Here is a 17292-nt window from a genome sequence, read left to right on the forward strand (position 1 = left end):
CTTGCACGTGTTTGAATTAATCTCATCAGGTGGGTGGCTAATGGTACCTATCATTGGTTGCTCGGTTCTATCGTTAGCTATTTGTTTAGAGCGTCTCTGGGTGTTGCGCTCAGAAAAAATTGCGCCTACCGGCTTAACCAATGATATTTGGTCACGACTAAAAGCGGGTTCTATTTCCGTTGAACAAATGAAAGAGATTAAAAAAGCGAGTCCTTTAGGTCGTATTATGGTGGCTGGCTTAAACAATGCTCGTCATGGCCGTGAGATTATGAAAGAGAGCATCCAAGAGGCCGCAACCGAGGTCGTTCATGAGCTAGAGCGCTTTCTAACGGCGTTAGGTACTATTGCCGCTATAACCCCGCTACTTGGGCTGCTGGGTACGGTCATCGGTATGATTAAAGTGTTTGCGGCTATCATGGCACAAGGCACCGGGAATGCATCGGTACTAGCGGGTGGTATTTCTGAGGCTTTGATTACAACAGCAACCGGGCTAGCTGTTGCTATACCTACGCTTATCTTTCATCGTCATTTACAACGAAAAGTGGATACTTTAGTTGTGGATATGGAGCAAGAGGCCATTAAGTTGGTTGAGATTGTTCACGGTGAACGCGAAGCCGATCAGGATAAATAAAGCCGGAGTAGCCTGTGAAATTTCAACGTCAACGACGTGAAGAGGTTAATGTTAATTTAACACCCTTAATTGATGTGGTGTTTTTGTTATTAATCTTTTTTATGGTGTCGACCACCTTCACCAAAGAAACACACCTAGAAGTTGATTTGCCCGAAGCGGCCGAAGCAACTCAATTAGAGGAACAACCCCAAACCGTTGATATTATTATTAGTGCTGAAGGCACTTTTAGTGTTAATGGTCAGCCATTAATTAATACTCAGGCTGAAACGCTGCGTATTGCGATTTTAAAAGTGCTGGGGGATCAAGCTAGTCTCGAACAAAAGCCACCACTTATTGTTACGGCTGATGCAAAAACCCCTCATCAATTTGTAGTAACGGCTATGGATGTGGCAGGGCAGCTAGGCTTTGACAAGTTAAGCATCACCACGCAGCAGGCGGCCGAGTAATGTCTCGGTTGGAGCAGGCATGGTTTGATGGCTCACGTTGGCCTTATTTATTGTGGCCTTTAACGTGTGTGTTTACGGGGTTAGCTCATCGAAAAAAGGCGCACGATCTAAAGCAGCAATGGCAGCCACCAATCCCCTTAATAGTGGTCGGAAATATCAGCGTTGGGGGAACAGGTAAAACGCCTTTTACCTTAGCACTCATTGAGCACTTACGCGAGCAAGGTTACACCCCAGGTGTTGTCAGCCGAGGTTATAAAGCTAATCCGCCTAGCACCCCTTTTCGTGTGTCACCCGGTGGCGTTGCAGAGCAATGCGGTGATGAGCCACTGATGATCGTACAGCGAACTAATGTTCCTTTATTTATTGACCCGGACCGTGTGCAAGCGTGCAAAGCGCTCATTGAACAAACATCGTGCGATATTATTATTAGTGATGATGGTTTGCAGCACTACCGTATGGGACGAACAGTAGAAATAGCGATTATTGATGGGGTCCGTGGTCTAGGGAATGAGCGTTGTTTGCCGGTTGGTCCCTTGAGGGAGCCACCAAACCGGCTAGATGATGTCGATTTAATTGTTGTAAACGGCCAAGGTACTGCAACACAGAAAATAGTGCAGGAAGGGGCTTTTACGATGAGACTTGTTCCTAATACGCTGGTGTCTATGTTTGATTCGTCGTACTTAGATATAAGCCGCTTTTCCGGTCAGCGCATCCATGCAGTTGCTGGTATTGGTAATCCAAGGCGCTTTTATGAATCGCTGAAAAGTCAGGGGTGTGAGGTTATTGAGCATAGCTTTGCAGATCATCACCAATATCAGCAAGATGATATTACGTTCGGCGATGGGCTTCCTGTTATCATGACAGAAAAAGATGCCGTAAAGTGCAGGGTTTTTGGCGCGCTTTCGCATACGTATTTTATGCCTGTCGATGCGGTTTTACCAACGGCGTTATTTGAACGCTTACACAATGTTTTACGTGAACGTACACCGCCACTAACGAATTAATTTAAACCATAAGAGAGTGGGTAAAATGGATAAAAAGTTACTCGATATTTTAGTATGCCCAGTATCAAAGGCTCCTGTTGAATATAAGGAAGATACTAACGAGTTGGTGTGTCGTCCTAGTGGGTTGGCTTATCCTGTTCGTGATGATATTCCCGTGATGCTCGAGAGTGAAGCACGTACACTGACCGCTGAAGAGCGTTTAAAAGATAAGTAAAGGAAGCAGTTAACATGGGATTTAGCGTTATTATACCAGCACGTTATGGGTCATCTCGGTTCCCAGGTAAGCCTTTAGCGGATATAGCGGGCAAGCCGATGGTGCAACATGTATATGAGAGAGCATTATTGAGTGAAGCTGACCGAGTTATCATTGCTACAGATGATAGCCGTATTGCTAATGCCGCACGAGCATTTGGTGCAGAAGTCTGTATGACGCGTGAAGATCATCCATCGGGTACTGATAGACTACAGGAAGTGGTTGCTCAATTAGGTTTTGCTCCGGATGATATCGTCGTTAACGTGCAAGGTGACGAGCCACTAATCCCGCCATGCGTAATTAATCAAGTAGCTCAAAATTTGATGGCTGAACCCCAAGCTAGCATTGCTACCTTGTCAGAACCTATCGAAGACATAGAAAGCCTACTCAACCCCAATGTTGTGAAAGTAGTTACTGATCGTAATGGCTTGGCTATGTATTTTAGTCGGGCACCGATCGCATGGCCTCGAGATGCGTTTAATCGCGATAAAACAATCATGCCGACCGGTTTTAATTGGCAGCGTCACATCGGTATATATGCCTACCGCGTTGGTTTGTTGAATAGCTTTGTTACTTGGGAGCCTGCGGACGTAGAAAATACCGAGTGCTTAGAGCAATTAAGAGCTTTATGGAATGGTGCTAAAATTCATGTGGCTGTTGCCAACGAACTTCCACCAGCAGGTGTTGATACTCCTGAGGATTTAGAGCGATTACGTGCTTTATTTGTTTAGAACCATCGCCGTGTCGTAATGAGCTGCTGTTAACGTGTTGGATATGAAATCCAGACTAATAACGCAGTATTAACGGGATTAAAGCAGCTTTGGCTGCTTTTTTGCTTCTGAGTAAAGGCATAAAGCTGTTTAAAGCTAATATAAATGGGGTGGAAGATGAAAAGCTGGTTGTTTCTGTTGATTGCTATTGTTTCGGAGGTTATTGGTACATCGGCTTTGAAGCAAAGTGAGAGCTTTACACGCCTCATACCAACGATCATATGCGCTGTTAGCTTTGCGAGTGCTTTTTACTTTTTGTCGTTAACGCTTCGTACTATACCCGTTGGTGTTGCCTATGCGGTGTGGTCGGGCCTAGGCGTTGTGCTCATCGCTTTGATTGGCTGGAAGGTGTTTGGGCAGGCCCTCGACTGGCCCGCCGTTATTGGTATAGCGCTTATTTTATCAGGCGTGCTAGTTATGAATCTTTTTTCTCAGGCTGGCCACTAGCCAAGGGTGCGTCGTCTGATGATGGTATGTGGTTTTTAGCGTGTTCGGGCTTTTCTTTGCTGTGTTCTGGCGTTACCTGCATGCTCGTTGGATCGTAATTGTGGATTAGGGTATGGATAAACTGTAGCTTTTTAACAATAGTTTCGTTGTAAACAAATGGGTAGGCATCGGGTAACCCCATGCTCCTGTTAAGCGAGTTGAGAACAACAGAGAAGCGAATCCACGTGTTAACAATATTGGTGAGTGATGAGCGTTTATTAAAATAATTTTCTTCTTGAGGTAGTGCTAGATCGCTGACTTCAGGACTATGTTTATCTGATTTTTTAGTTAACTCTAATCCTCCCTCTTGAGCCGTTTCTAGCGTATCTATCATATGTAAATAATGCGCCCATGTTTCTGCAAAGTCCTCCCAAGGGTGCATGGTGGCATATTCTGAAATGTAGCTATTTTGCCAGTTTTCGGGTGCGCCTTCTTCGTAATGGCGTTCAATAGATTCTTGATAGTCTTCGCGATCATCACCGAACAGAGCACGGCATTTGGTTAACTGCTTCTTGTCTGGGGCTACAAGAATATCCCAATAGTAGTGGCCTATCTCGTGACGAAAATGCCCTAAAAGCGTTCGGTAGCGCTCCCCCATGGCCAGACGGGTGGATGCACGAGCTACATCATCTGCTTCGGCAATGTTAATGGTAATATGTCCATTGCTGTGTCCGGTAAAGACAGGGTCTTGGCCTTTTATAGGAGTTGCAAAGTGGTCCGTAGCGTTTTTGTCGGCTAAAAAGTCAAAGCTAAGGCCTTTTTCTGGGTCTTGGGTTTTGTCTAGTAAGGGCAGTTCTAGTGCATCTAGGGTGAATAAGGTACGACGTTTAGCCGTTTCAAGTTTGCGCCAGAGTGTAATATGCTGGGGAATTGATAGGTTGGGTATATTGTCATTAAAATGGCAGCTAAAACAAAGGTTTGACGTTGCTTCTTCATGCTTTGGGTTAATTACTGGCGTCATGCCATTGCACGTTTGATGTAATCGATAGTTATCGCATTGTTGGTACTCTAATCCGTTTTCAGCTCCAACGAAGATTCCTTCTTTTTCAGTGGGATCAAAACTAATCACTGATTTTAAATCATGGCAAAAACCCGTCAGACGGCCGCAGGTTGTGCATTGTGTGCTTTCAAAAAAAAGTGAGCTGGTTTCACCGCAAATACAACTAAATAACTTCATAAACTCCTGAGCCTCACGCCTAGTGGCTTTGTCAAATACACGGTTTAGCTATACGCGCTAACATCGATATTCGATTCTTTAACGTACATATTGGTAGGAACACGCGTACAAGTCATTTTACGTTATTAATGATGTCATTTACGTGTGTTGGTTTCATGCATTATCAAACCTGACAAGGACACAAACCTTATGATGAACTATGATTTTGCCCTATTTGGCTTCTGGGTGCTTGCTTTAACGTTATGTGTGCAATTTGTTGTGGCGAGTGTGGTAAAGGCTAAACAGCCTAATGCCATTCCGGGAAAAATTTCTGAGTCGCTGAGTCATGGCTCATTTGTTTTCAGGGCGCACCGGACCTTTATGAACTCGCTTGAAAATTTGCCACTTTTCCTTTGCGCATTTTTATTAGCGACCTACACACAAGTCGAGCCATATTGGTTAGGAGTCGCGGTGTGGATCTATGCACTTGCACGTATAGTACACATGCTGTTGTACTACGCTATAGCGACTGAAAGAAATCCTAGCCCACGTAGTTACGCCTTTCTCGTGGGCTTTTTAGCGACTCTGGCCATATTAATCAAAGCGGGCTGGCAGTTGCTATAATGCTATCGCTTTTTAGCGGTTGTCTAACCGGTTGTAATCTAAGATACCACTATTGAGTGGCTCTTTTGCTCGGTATTTTTCTAGAATTTTATCGCTTCTGTTCCAGAAGTTTGGGTCTGAGCGTCTTACACCATATTGGTCTAAAAATTGTTCGTAATCATGTTCTGATTTTAGTAACTCAATGCTTTTAACCATATCGGGTATGTTTTTCTCAGGGACACTTAATATGACATTTGGGTAGGCACTGATAAAGCCGGTTGCGATTGTGAGTTTGTCTTCGTTAGGTAAACGTCTTTCTTTTTCATCAAACATCGACGAAATATTTGAATACGCGGTATCTGCCAGCAAACTCAGAACGCCTTTGCCTTCTACGGTAATCAGCGTGCTTTCGGGCAGTAAGGTGGCAGGCGTCCCTGTTAGCTCTGAGAGACGGCTCAGCGCAGTAATTGCTTCTTTAGATAGGGATGAAGCTTTAAGCGAGTAATAGGGAGTTAACGCATTATCTAGGTGTACGCGTAGGCTTTTTTCTAGCTGTTGTGTCGCGTTTACGGTTTCGCTGTTTCGTACAATTCCTGGAACACCAGCTTTTATATAAAGGTCAAGGTAAGGCTGTATGTCATCAATAGCATCTCTATACCAAAATTCTACTTTTTCACGACGGGTTGCTTCTGGCAACAATGATAAATAGTTCATTTCAGATTCCATGCGAAGGAAATCCATATACATCCGAGTCATCGCTTGATGGGATACGCTTCCATAGACGTCGAAACCAGCGACTAACAAGTAATGGATGCGTTCTAAAATTGGATAATCTATAACCCAAATAGTTTTAGGCGAAGTGCCAACAAGGCCTTTAACAACACTTGCACTGTTGTGATGCCTAAACACGGTAAGTGCCGCATTGGTGTTGCTCTTATCACCGTCCCAAATAATATCAATGCCTTTGTTTTGCATTGATTGAATATGCTTCTTCATAAATACAGATTTTGCCTTAAGGTAAGACTTTTGTGCATCAGCATAAGAGAGCCAGTCGGTAATTGATAGTAATCCACTTTGTGAGCTGGCGGGCATCTGTAAATGTTTGTCTTGGCTTGCTAAGAAGTGGGCCGACTCGTTGGAATCAAATTGTCCTGGTTCTGCAAATAACACCCAAAAACGATCTTGTATTACGTTAAGTGCAACCGTACCCCGGCATACAGATCCTTTAATGTAATTCATGATGGTAAATTCGGCCTCTTCCAGCAGAAAGCGGTATCGGGATTCGGGAGGAAGCTGTTGAAAGGTAATAAATGGGTTAGCTGCCACCGCAGGTTCGTATCCGGGTAGTTCGCTAACTTCATAGTCAGATGCAAAAAATAACGATGTCCAAAAGTTCATGCGTTGGGCGTTAAGGGCATATGGCATATGTGTTTTTGCCAATAAGCTGTCAGGGCTTTGCCATAATCGGTAGTAAACTCGCTTTACGGAAGGGGCGTCAAAGGGGCGTCGGGTTGCAATGCGTTGGATAGGTTGCCCAGGCGGAGTGGCGGAGCGAACCAGTTTGTAGTAGACCGTTTGTGTACCTTCGTCTTCGAAATACAAATTCGCTAAATATAAGTGCTCAAACAAATAGCGCGAAACCAGTTGGTTTTTTAAGCTGTCTCTGTTGAAAAATTCCTCCCATAGATCGATAAAAGGAAGCAAGTGTTCAGTGGTTAATGATGGTTGCGTGTAAGGAGAGCCGTTTTGAATCCACTCAATTAATAAAGAATGCTCTTGTTCGTTAAGCGCAGGGAGACCGTAAGGCATCCCCCATAGAGGTTTTTTCTTAGCAAATTGCTCAAACTCGTCAGGCGCAGGGCATTGCTGGTCGCGCTGTAATCTAAAATCAAATGAGTCAGGGAGTATTTTTTCTGTAGGTAACGGGTGGGCCTTTTTTAATGTGAGCATACGCGCCATCAGGCTGGTCATCGGATCATTCTGCGGTGCATCGAGTACGCTATAAAAGCCTTTTTTTTGCCAAGCTTCTTGGCTGTTTGCGTCTTCGTAAAGGCGAGTGAGCGGCGCTTCTGTAAGCCGTGCTCCGTCATAAACTAGAGCTTTGTTGGCCCCGCGTGAAAGACCTTCAAAAGACTCCATTTTTAACTGGCAAGGCGCGTCATAGCACCCATGGCAGACCATACAGCGGGACTCAATTAATGGCTTAATGGTAGAGCGCGCTGCCTGCTGGTTATTAGAGCTTAGATCTTCCGAGGCGTGTGCCGCATAGCTAATAAATCCCATAAACAACAAGCACACATGTGTTTGTGATCTATTTATAGCGCGAGCGTATAGGTATAAAAAAGGTAATAACTTAGTGGAAAAAATGGCAAATAAAACTAACCGCATACCAAAAGTACCCATAAAAACAGCAATTGATTTTAGGGCTTTACAGTAACAGATTATGTGCGTAAATAGCGTCTATTTTGCGTGCTTTAGCTAAAAAGTGGGAATTTTAGCGGCAGTTATAGGTCTTTAGAGTGCCCGCTTATTTCAGCGGGCAGGAATCTATTTAACATGTAAGTGCGTAATTGTAAGAGTTCACATAATTAATAGCTTTGAGATCAAAGCAGTTCTGACAAGGAGAACTAGAATGTCTAGTGAAGGTTATCATGAACCCGTCAGCGAATTATCTGACGAAACCCGTGACATGCATCGCGCTGTTGTATCCCTTATGGAAGAGTTGGAGGCGGTAGATTGGTATAACCAGCGAATTGATGCGTGCAAGGATGAAGAGCTTAAAAAAATCTTAGCGCACAACCGTGATGAAGAAAAAGAGCATGCGGCAATGGTGATTGAGTGGATCCGTCGTAAAGATGCAAAATTTAATGATGAATTAAAGGACTATTTGTTTACAGAAGGATCAATCACAGATCATGAAGTAAACGCGAACAGTAAATAAAGCCGCTACTTACATCAATAGTCGACGTACCTACCCAAAAAACCGCATAATATGCGGTTTTTTTGTATTGAAAGGTAAGTGATATGCTTTTAGGGGTTCATCATGCTGCGATTATCTGTTCGAATTATGAGCAGTCTAAATTTTTCTATACCCAGATACTCGGCCTTTCTATTATTGCTGAGCACTACCGAGAAGCTCGCCAGTCTTGGAAGCTGGATTTGGGGATGCCGGATGGTAGCCAAATTGAGCTGTTTTCTTTTCAAGATGCACCTGCGCGTCCAAGCTATCCTGAAGCTCAAGGTTTAAGGCATCTTGCTTTTAAGGTAGAAAACCTAGATACCGTTGTCGCTCATCTTAAGCAGTCTGGCGTTGCGGTTGAGCCGATTCGTGTCGATGAATATACCGGCAAACGGTTTACATTTTTTAGTGATCCAGATGATTTGCCATTAGAGCTCTATGAGTTGTAATTTTATATAATTAATATTAATACTTGGGTTTAGTGTTTTGATTAGTAAAGATAAAGTGTCAGTTCTTTTTGTTTGTTTAGGTAATATTTGCCGATCCCCTAGTGCGCATGGGGTGTTTCAAACTTTGGCAGAGCGTCAGGGGTTGAGCGATCGTATCCGCGTCGATTCGGCGGGCACGGCCGCCTACCATATAGGTAAAGCCCCTGATCCTCGCTCCATCGCGGCCGCTAAAAGTAGAGGCTATGATCTGACCCGCTTGCGCGCACGACAAGTGAGTGCTGATGACTTTAATGAGTATGACTATATCCTAGCTATGGATAATGAGAACCTGGCTAATTTAAAGACGCTTAAAGCTGATGGCTATCGCGGCAAACTTGGTTTGTTCTTGGATTATGCGCAATCGATTGAAAGTGAAGTGCCTGATCCTTATTACGGAGGGGATGCAGGCTTTAACCATGTGCTGGACCTTGTAGAAAACGCTTCAACAGGACTGCTGATGAGTATCCAGCGAGATCACCGTCTATGAAGTATATCTCAGACTATGCGCTCAGTGAGTACAATACACTCGGGTTTCGATCAGTCGCCCAGTTTTTTGCTGAGCCGCAATCGCCAGAAGAGATTGAGGCTTGCATACAGTGGGCCAAAGAGAAACAACTTTCGGTTCATGTGCTAGGAGGAGGCAGTAATGTCTTATTGGCTCCACAGGTTAATGGATTGGTGCTCAAACCGGCATTGAATGATATTTCTTTTGAGCTTAAGGGGGACGATGTTCTTGTAACCGTGGGAGCCGGAACGGACTGGCATGAGCTTGTCCGGTGGACGGTGGAGCGGGGATGGTCTGGCATCGAAAGCATGGCTTTAATTCCTGGCTCAGTAGGTGCTGCCCCTGTTCAAAATATCGGCGCCTACGGTACTGAGTTAAAAGACGTTTTTTATCGCTTAACAGCTTTCGATACCCAGCAAAACTCGTGGGTGAGTTTTACGAAGGAAGCGTGCAATTTTGCTTATCGTGATAGTCGATTTAAGCAAGAAAAGGGTCGTTTTATCATCGCTGAAGTCGTGCTCAAACTATCGAGAACCGCGACCGTTAATGTTAAATATGATGCTTTAACAGGGTACTTTTCAGGTCTGGGTATCGATAAGCCAAGCTTAGTACAGGTGTTTGATGGCGTTTGTGCTGTTCGCAGAGCAAAGTTGCCAGATCCCAATGAGTTAGCTAACGCGGGAAGTTTTTTTAAGAACCCCGTTATTTCGGCAGATCATTACCAGCAGATTTTAGAACACTGGCCTACACTGGTTGGGTATCCAGAACCGGATGGTCGCGTTAAAGTGGCCGCAGGCTGGTTAATTGATAAGTGCCAGTGGAAAGGTTATCGCCAAGGGCCAGTAGGCGTTTATGAGAAGCAGGCTTTAGTGCTTGTTCACTATGGCGATGGTACTCGTGATCAGTTATTAGCCCTTGCTTCTGATATTAAAGAATCAATCCATTCAGCCTTTGGTATTGATTTGGAAATTGAACCTCAATTGTTCCCGCGTTGAGACACTTATAATGCTAATATTTGAATAAAGCTGTTAGTGGCACTAATCGGCACTTTTAAATGGCGCTCATAATAAAAATAAAGCTGCGTAGTCAGCTGCAAGGCTTGGAGGCTTGTTAGTGAAAAACCTTAAAATTAAACAAAAAATGTTGGTCTTAACCGCTATTCCACTGTTGATTGCTGTTGTAGCAATTATGGCGGTGTCTATTTATCAAATTAAGGCCTCGGGTGAACAGGAAATACAGAACCTTCGTTTTTCGATGGTTGAAGATAAGCAAGCTGCACTTAAAGACAGTATGGATATTGTGAAGTCTGCTGTCAGCCCCATTTTAAAGAATTACCCTCAGTCGCCTGAGGCACTCAGTCAATTAAAAGAGACGCTTAGTGCGATTCGTTACGGTGACGAAGACGGTTATATTTTCGCATTCACTTTTGATGGTGAAACCACAGTACACCCTGGGCAGCCTCAACTGGTTGGCCAAAACATGATAGATATGCAAGATTCTAATGGCACTAAAGTCATTGCAGAATTAATAAAAGTTGCACGTAATGGGGGCGGCTTTGTTGAATACCATTGGCATAAGCCCTCGGTTGACGAAGAGCTACCAAAGCTGAGTTACGCAACCGCATTACATGAGTTGGGGTGGATGATAGGTACAGGCTTTTATATTGATGATATTGATAGTTCAATCAATAAGTTACAGAGTGAAGTTGATAATAAAGTTGAAAAGACAGTCTTGCTGTCTCTTGGTATTGGCTTAGTGATTTTGATTGTCATGATTACCATTAACTTATGGGTAGCAAATCGGACAATGGTGCGTCCTATATTAGAGCTGTCTGAAAGCGCTCGTCAGATGAGTTTAGGTAAAATGGACGAGGAAATTAAAGTTAATTCATCAGATGAAATTGGTGAGCTTGCCGATGCAATCAGTCGCATGCAGAAAAGTTTAAAAGTGGTATTTAAAAAGTTACGCCAAAAGAATTAAAGGGCCTAGCTTAATTAATCCATCATCATATTCAATGATTAAGGCGACGGGCTAAAAAACGCCCGCCGCTGTGTTTTTAAAGCCCGCTCTCTTTTCGTTTTTACTAACCTGTGGCCTTTATATGTCCTGTTCTTTACCGTCCCAACCGCTTCCCATTTTGTATTCGTTTCGTCGTTGTCCCTATGCAATTCGTGCGCGTATCGCGCTCGTTTATAGTGGTGTGGAAGTAGAGCATCGTGAAGTTGTGCTAAAAGACAAACCCAAAGCAATGTTAGCGATTTCACCTAAAGGGACAGTGCCTGTTTTACAGCTCCCGGATGGGCGAGTGCTTGAGGAGAGCACCGATATTATGCGTTGGGCTTTGCTCCAGCATGATGGAAAGGGGTGGTTGACTGAAGCTAATGAGGCTGACGTTAGTCGGTTGATAATGATAAATGACTCAGAATTTAAGCCTTGGTTGGATCGTTATAAGTATGCCGATCGATATCCTGAGCATCCGATGGAGTATTATCGCTCTCAGTGTGAGGAGTGGCTGGCGCAGATAGAAGGCTATTTGCTAGCTAACGATGGTTGTTTGCTGTCAGCTCAATATACGATGGCCGACATGGCGATTTTCCCTTTTATAAGGCAATGCGCGCATGTTGATAAAGCGTGGTTTGAGCAAAGCCCGTACCCAAATTTGAAAATATGGCTAACGGGTTTGCTTGAGTCTAGCTTGTTCGCTTCTGTTATGATGAAGCATCCTCAATGGAAAGGATGACAGGACGGTATTAAATGCCGTGTATCCACAAGGAATGTGAGGCTAAAAATGTTAGATGAGGATATAAGCAAGCGGGTTTGGATTGCTCGATATTTGATGGTTATAGGTATAGTGATATTGCACGTACCTCCTTATCAAGCGCTAAGTGAACTCGATGGCTCAATTTTTGGCTATATAAAAGCTTTTTTTGCTCACGGTGTTTTTCGTGCTTCAGTGCCTGTGCTTACGGTTATGTCAGGGTATTTGATCTTTGCTACCCAGTTACACTTAAAGCCTGTCAAACTCTTTAAAAAGAAAGTTTCTACCTTGCTGGTTCCACTTATCCTATGGAATTTACCCCTTGCGATAGCCGTGTATTTGGTTCAGCGCTTTAACATCATCGATTATCAATTCTCGATGGAGCTGTATCCGTTTGATCTATTTATCTGGCTTGACGCTAATCTGGGCTTAAGCCGTATTCCAATCAATTACCCGCTTAATTTTTTGAGGGACTTATTCGTCATCGCATTGTTGTCTCCGCTCATTGGTTGGGTTTTGAAAAAAGGCGCATTTTTAGGGCTAGTGGGGGTGTTTATAGTTTACTTCTATAATGTGGAAGGTGAATTGATTTTGAGAAACTCGATGTTAATTAGTTTCTATTGTGGGGCCTTATTAGCATACAAATCATACGATCTTCGCCGGCTAGATAAGTATGCATTTCCTTGTTTATTAAGCTTCGTTGTTGTGTGTATATCGATTGTTGCTTTCCAGATAGAAAATCGCGAGTTATTCAGAATGGTGTCTCCTTTTATGATTTGGCCCGCGTTATCCCTGTTAGAGTCAACTAAACTGGGTACGTTACTGTATCGCTATTCAGGGAATAGCTTTTTCACCTTTTTAGCGCATGGTCCGCTTTTAGTTATACTGTGGGTCGTCTTTAATAAACTACCTGTCGAATTGCCTTACTACGTTTTCTGGCTGCTAACGCCAATCATCATAGTGTGTTTAACGATCATCGCTAATCGATTGTTAAAGTGTGTAGCCCCTAAGGTTGCTTTAGTTGTATTAGGTAATCGTTAACTGGAAATAATTACCTTAAAGGCCTGTTTCTAGCAAAAGAAATCCGATTTTATTGGCAAAATCCTGTATATTTCGACATCGATATATAACTGTAGCTGTTGTCTGCAGAAGGAACAGAATGAAATTTTCATCTTTAGATTTAGCACCCCCTTTACTACAAGCAATTGAGGCTTGTGGTTATAGTGAAATGACACCCGTTCAAGAGAAAGCAATTATCCCGGCTCGCCGTGGTCGTGATGTCTTGGCTAATGCGCAAACAGGAACCGGCAAGACGGCTGCTTTTGCGTTGCCAATTCTTCAGCAAATGCTTGATAAACCTCTAGCCGATGGGGCTCGTCGTCCGCGGGCTCTAATTTTAACGCCAACACGGGAGTTAGCTGAACAGCTAGCTCACACCATTGGTGCATACGCACAGTTTCTGCCATTTACGATTACTGCTTTGTATGGCGGTGTTAAGATGGGAGGGCAAGCAAATAAATTAAAAGCGGGTACGGATATTATCATTTCTACACCTGGGCGCTTGCTTGAACATATCGCTTTAGGAAATGTAAACTTGGCTGGCGTTGAGTTTACTGTGTTGGATGAAGCTGACCGCATGTTGGATATGGGCTTTATTGCTGATGTTCAAAAATTGATGCAGCACACCGCCAAAAAACGCCAAACTTTGCTTTTTTCAGCCACCACGTCTGCGGGTGTAAATGAGTTAGCCCATAAGCTGCTCAAAAACCACGTTGATATTCGCGTGACAAAAGTGAACACAACAGCGGATACCGTTGATCATGTAATGTATCCAGTGGAAGAGGCGCGTAAGCTAGAACTCTTCATTGAGTTATTGGATGAACAGAATTGGTTTCAAGTTCTGGTGTTTACCAGTACAAAAGAGCAAGCTGATCAGCTGATGCGTGTGCTTAAGGTTAACAAGGTCGATGCCGCTGTTTGCCATGCCGATAAAACACAAGGCTCACGACGCCGTGCTTTAGCCGATTTTAAGTCATCAAAAATTCAAGTGCTAATCGCAACAGAAGTGGCGGCACGAGGTTTAGACATTCAAGGCTTAGACTATGTAGTGAACTACAATTTGCCGTATTTGGCTGAGGATTATGTTCATCGTATAGGAAGGACTGGCAGGGCAGGTAATAAAGGCCATGCAATCTCTTTTGTTAGTCGTGAAGAAGAACGCATTGTCGATAGCATTGAGCGAATGATTGGCGCTAAAGTTAAGCGTATCTACCGAGAGGGTTTTGAGGTAGGTAACCGTGATCAGTTATTAAAGAATATTGCTAAAAAAGGCCGTGCTAACCGTACCAACAAAGCGACACGAACCCGTATCAACCGTAATAAGGGTTAACGGGGCTTTTTAGCTGTGAGTTAGAGAGGCTATTACTCTAACCTCATAATAAGTACTTAGGAAAATCATGAAAAAAACCTTTGAATTATCACATCCCAAAATTAAGTACCCGCGCCTTGTAGAAGGTGCTAAGCATGACGTTAAAAAGTACTTAAAGCGCGAGCGTAATAAGCAGTTGCCTGCAGGTGCTGATTATTGGGATTTTGATTGTAAGTTTGGTCTAACAGAAGATACAGCCGAACCTGTAGCCGTTTCAGACATCAATGGCCGAATAAGCGAAATTGAAGCTCAGCAATTAACTTCTTTTTATGTCGAAATTATTGCTAAGCCGGGTCATCGTAGTTTTGTAGAGCGTGACGAGTACGATCAAGACTAATTGTTGTCTCGTTCTTAAAAAGCCTGCATTTAGCGGGTTTTTTTGTGTCTATAATTGACCCTAGTAAATAATTGATACTCTTGTCTGTTTAAGGAACAACGGCGGTATAGCTAGGTCAATCATTGGTCAGGATTTCTCCTGAACTAGTTTTCTTTTTGAGTAGGGCTTTTCATGCACGCTGATCATTTGATTAAAGATGCGTTAATTTTATGGGCAACCATTGACCCTGTAGGAACACTCGCTATCTTTGCGGGCTTAACAGCACGTTTAGACCAAAAAGCTCGCTTTAGAACGGCGCTTAAAGCAACGTTATATTCGGCAATTATTCTAATAAGTGCGGTTTTAGTTGGGCAATTGCTTTTGTCAGCCATGGGGATTCGGTTAATTTCTTTGCAAGTGGCCGGTGGCATTATTCTATTTTTGTTTGGCCTAAAAATGATCTTTGGCAATGGCGCAGGAGAGGACCCCTCGCATGCGGAAGAGGGACATGATATTGCTGTTTTTCCTTTGGCAGTACCCTCTATAGCCTCACCTGGAGCTATTATGGCCGCTATTGTTTTGACGGATAACCATACGCATCCCATATCAGATCAGGTAGGAACAGTGATGGTAATCTGTTTGATACTTGGCATCACATTTTTGTTTATGCTGGCTGCAGCGCCGGTGATTCGTTTAATTGGTAATAATGGCGCTTCCATTCTGATACGTGTTATGGGAATGCTGCTGGCAGCCTTGTCAATTGAGTTAGTGTTTGAAGGCTTGAACTTGTTTAATTTGCTTCAGTTACCTAGCTAGTTGCCCTATTTGTATTGTTTGGTTGTTTTATTCGTTGAAACGTTTAGCCGTTATTACTGTCGTAAATTAACGGTTAGCATATTAATGAAAAGTACCGATCTTAATAGCCGCGTAACCGATGAATGGTAAACAACGTCCACTGTGTTTTTTATTGTGACTAAGGTCAAATTTTACTTTGCTAGAATCGTCATAGGGATAGATTAATGAGTTGGCTTGAACTAAAAGTGCCGCCTGTTATTGTGGCTGCATTGTGCGGGTTGTTGATGTGGGCACTGGATGTGTGCACTCATGATATGTATATCTCACGTGAAGTTAGAGTGACCTTATGGTCTATTTTTATGGTGCTGGCTATCACGTTTGGCGTGGCAGGTGTGCTGTGTTTTAGGCGCCACAAGACTACCGTTAACCCTATGTTTCCTCGCGAAAGCTCGGCGCTGGTTACCGATGGTGTATATCGCGCTACGCGAAACCCTATGTATTTCGCGCTGTTGTGTGTGTTGTTCGCTTGGTGGTGTTATTTAACCAATGTTTGGTCGCTTACTGGCTGCGTTTTATTTGTTTTATACATGAATCGTTTTCAAATAGAGCCGGAGGAGCGCGTGTTGGCTAGTAAATTTGGTGAAGCTTTTAATGCTTATAAGGCGGAAGTGAGGCGTTGGATTTAGCATTTGCATGTGATATTACTTGCCAATGACCTGTTAAAAAGTGTAAAAACCCCTTTTCGTTGATGCCCAGTGATTGCTGGGCATTTTAGTTTTTAGGTTTTGATCGGAACGGATATTTCACAATGGCAAATTTTACTGAAACCCTTTACGACGGCTACGGTCAGTCTTTTTCGGTTGATGAAGTGCTGTTTGAGCAGCAAACAGACTCTTGGCACTTAATTATTTTCCGTAATAAGGTGTTTGGTACCATTATGGCGTTAGATGGTATTGTGCAAACGACAGAGCGAGATGAGTTTGTATACCATGAGATGCTAACGCATGTTCCTTTGTTTGCTCATGGCAACGCTAAGCGTGTTCTAATTATTGGTGGTGGCGATGGTGGTATCTTACGCGAAGTGTTAAAACACCCAGAAGTAGAGCATGCAACACAGGTTGAAATCGATCAAGCCGTCATTGATATGTGTAAGACATATTTGCCTAACCACTCTGACGGCGCATATGACAATGCGCGAGCAAACATCGTTATAGATGATGGCATTGAGTTTGTTTGCAATACGCAAGAAAAGTTTGATGTCATAATCTCTGATTGCACAGACCCTGTTGGTCCAGGTGAGGTGCTATTTAGTAGCCGTTTCTACGAAGGCTGTAAGCGTTGCCTAAATGAAGGGGGGGTGTTTGTTGCCCAGAATGGTGTGGCGTTCATGCAAATTGAAGAGGTGCAAACCACTCGACGCCGTCTAAGCCCGTATTTCTCTGATCAAAATTTCTATTGTGCAGCTGTTCCGACGTATGTCGGTGGTAATATGACCTTGGCATGGGGGTCTGATAATGAAGGTTTGCGCGATGTTGATTTAAAGACAATCGAAGCGCGCTTCAAGGATTCAGGTATTCAGACCCGTTATTATAATCCTCGAATGCATGTGTCTGCGTTTGCATTGCCTCAATACATTGTTGATGCGCTAGATTCTATGTAAACCAGCAAAAAATAGACAATAAAAAACCGGCGCT

The 17292-nt window shown here is 43.4% G+C and carries 21 protein-coding genes; 19 read left to right on the top strand and 2 right to left on the bottom strand.

Features of this window, described 5'->3' with window-relative positions; translation table 11 throughout:
* Positions 1-7: 7 nt before the first annotated feature.
* The 6 genes from BS617_RS06335 (at position 8) to BS617_RS06360 (ending at position 3551) form a co-directional block, all read left to right on the top strand.
* Positions 8-631 (top strand): MotA/TolQ/ExbB proton channel family protein, encoded by a 624-nt coding sequence (locus tag BS617_RS06335; RefSeq protein WP_075172014.1) that lies wholly within the window; start codon positions 8-10, stop codon positions 629-631.
* Between the two features lie 14 nt (positions 632-645).
* Positions 646-1077, top strand: a complete 432-nt coding sequence (locus tag BS617_RS06340; RefSeq protein ID WP_075172015.1) for an ExbD/TolR family protein — start codon at positions 646-648, stop codon at positions 1075-1077.
* Positions 1077-2081, top strand: coding sequence for a tetraacyldisaccharide 4'-kinase (lpxK, locus tag BS617_RS06345; RefSeq protein WP_075172016.1), 1005 nt, complete (start codon positions 1077-1079; stop codon positions 2079-2081). Before BS617_RS06340 ends, lpxK begins: the two co-directional genes overlap by 1 nt.
* Positions 2082-2106: 25 nt before the next feature.
* Positions 2107-2295, top strand: a complete 189-nt coding sequence (locus tag BS617_RS06350) for a Trm112 family protein (RefSeq protein WP_075172017.1) — start codon at positions 2107-2109, stop codon at positions 2293-2295.
* A 14-nt stretch (positions 2296-2309) separates the two neighbouring features.
* Entirely contained in the window at positions 2310-3065 is a 756-nt protein-coding gene (gene kdsB / locus BS617_RS06355) for a 3-deoxy-manno-octulosonate cytidylyltransferase (RefSeq protein ID WP_075172018.1), read from the top strand.
* Between the two features lie 156 nt (positions 3066-3221).
* Complete coding sequence (locus BS617_RS06360; RefSeq protein WP_075172019.1) at positions 3222-3551, top strand: DMT family transporter; 330 nt, start codon at positions 3222-3224, stop codon at positions 3549-3551.
* Here BS617_RS06360 and BS617_RS06365 read toward each other — a convergent pair.
* A complete protein-coding gene (locus BS617_RS06365) occupies positions 3520-4767 on the bottom strand; it encodes a zinc-binding metallopeptidase family protein (protein ID WP_075172020.1) in 1248 nt (415 codons plus the stop codon). The genes BS617_RS06360 and BS617_RS06365 overlap by 32 nt on opposite strands.
* Before the next feature lie 189 nt (positions 4768-4956).
* On the opposite strand from BS617_RS06365, the gene BS617_RS06370 reads away from it, so the two are divergent.
* A complete protein-coding gene (locus tag BS617_RS06370) occupies positions 4957-5370 on the top strand; it encodes an MAPEG family protein (protein WP_212667411.1) in 414 nt (137 codons plus the stop codon).
* Positions 5371-5382: 12 nt separating this feature from the next.
* Here BS617_RS06370 and BS617_RS06375 read toward each other — a convergent pair whose 3' ends face one another.
* A complete protein-coding gene (locus tag BS617_RS06375) occupies positions 5383-7737 on the bottom strand; it encodes a fatty acid cis/trans isomerase (protein ID WP_170870325.1) in 2355 nt (784 codons plus the stop codon).
* 244 nt (positions 7738-7981) lie between these two features.
* Between BS617_RS06375 and BS617_RS06380 the strand changes: the two genes are divergently transcribed.
* The 12 genes from BS617_RS06380 to speE all read left to right on the top strand — a co-directional run bounded on the left by BS617_RS06380 (position 7982) and on the right by speE (position 17258).
* Positions 7982-8290 (top strand): encapsulin-associated ferritin-like protein, encoded by a 309-nt coding sequence (locus tag BS617_RS06380; protein WP_075172021.1) that lies wholly within the window; start codon positions 7982-7984, stop codon positions 8288-8290.
* 83 nt (positions 8291-8373) lie between these two features.
* Entirely contained in the window at positions 8374-8757 is a 384-nt protein-coding gene (gloA2, locus tag BS617_RS06385; RefSeq protein ID WP_075172022.1) for an SMU1112c/YaeR family gloxylase I-like metalloprotein, read from the top strand.
* 55 nt (positions 8758-8812) lie between these two features.
* Positions 8813-9283 (top strand): low molecular weight protein-tyrosine-phosphatase, encoded by a 471-nt coding sequence (locus BS617_RS06390; protein WP_212667450.1) that lies wholly within the window; start codon positions 8813-8815, stop codon positions 9281-9283.
* Positions 9280-10296, top strand: a complete 1017-nt coding sequence (gene murB / locus BS617_RS06395; RefSeq protein WP_075172023.1) for a UDP-N-acetylmuramate dehydrogenase — start codon at positions 9280-9282, stop codon at positions 10294-10296. Before BS617_RS06390 ends, murB begins: the two co-directional genes overlap by 4 nt.
* Positions 10297-10414: 118 nt before the next feature.
* On the top strand, positions 10415-11281 hold the full coding sequence (locus BS617_RS06400) for a cache domain-containing protein (RefSeq protein ID WP_075172024.1): 867 nt from the start codon (positions 10415-10417) through the stop codon (positions 11279-11281).
* A 121-nt stretch (positions 11282-11402) separates the two neighbouring features.
* The gene (locus BS617_RS06405; protein ID WP_075173469.1) at positions 11403-12041 is read left to right on the top strand and encodes a glutathione S-transferase; all 639 of its coding nucleotides are present in this window, start codon (positions 11403-11405) and stop codon (positions 12039-12041) included.
* A 48-nt stretch (positions 12042-12089) separates the two neighbouring features.
* Complete coding sequence (locus tag BS617_RS06410) at positions 12090-13100, top strand: acyltransferase family protein (RefSeq protein ID WP_075172025.1); 1011 nt, start codon at positions 12090-12092, stop codon at positions 13098-13100.
* A 118-nt stretch (positions 13101-13218) separates the two neighbouring features.
* On the top strand, positions 13219-14448 hold the full coding sequence (locus BS617_RS06415) for a DEAD/DEAH box helicase (RefSeq protein ID WP_075172026.1): 1230 nt from the start codon (positions 13219-13221) through the stop codon (positions 14446-14448).
* 67 nt (positions 14449-14515) lie between these two features.
* Positions 14516-14824: a DUF6172 family protein gene (locus tag BS617_RS06420; RefSeq protein WP_075172027.1), complete on the top strand. Its 309-nt coding sequence runs from the start codon at positions 14516-14518 to the stop codon at positions 14822-14824.
* A gap of 171 nt (positions 14825-14995) precedes the next feature.
* Positions 14996-15619: a MarC family protein gene (locus tag BS617_RS06425; RefSeq protein ID WP_075172028.1), complete on the top strand. Its 624-nt coding sequence runs from the start codon at positions 14996-14998 to the stop codon at positions 15617-15619.
* A 203-nt stretch (positions 15620-15822) separates the two neighbouring features.
* Positions 15823-16284 (top strand): methyltransferase family protein, encoded by a 462-nt coding sequence (locus tag BS617_RS06430; RefSeq protein ID WP_075172029.1) that lies wholly within the window; start codon positions 15823-15825, stop codon positions 16282-16284.
* A 122-nt stretch (positions 16285-16406) separates the two neighbouring features.
* Positions 16407-17258: a polyamine aminopropyltransferase gene (gene speE, locus BS617_RS06435; protein ID WP_075172030.1), complete on the top strand. Its 852-nt coding sequence runs from the start codon at positions 16407-16409 to the stop codon at positions 17256-17258.
* The last annotated feature ends 34 nt before the right edge of the window (positions 17259-17292 follow it).

This window comes from Neptunomonas phycophila (assembly GCF_001922575.1).
Lineage (GTDB): Bacteria > Pseudomonadota > Gammaproteobacteria > Pseudomonadales > Balneatricaceae > Neptunomonas > Neptunomonas phycophila.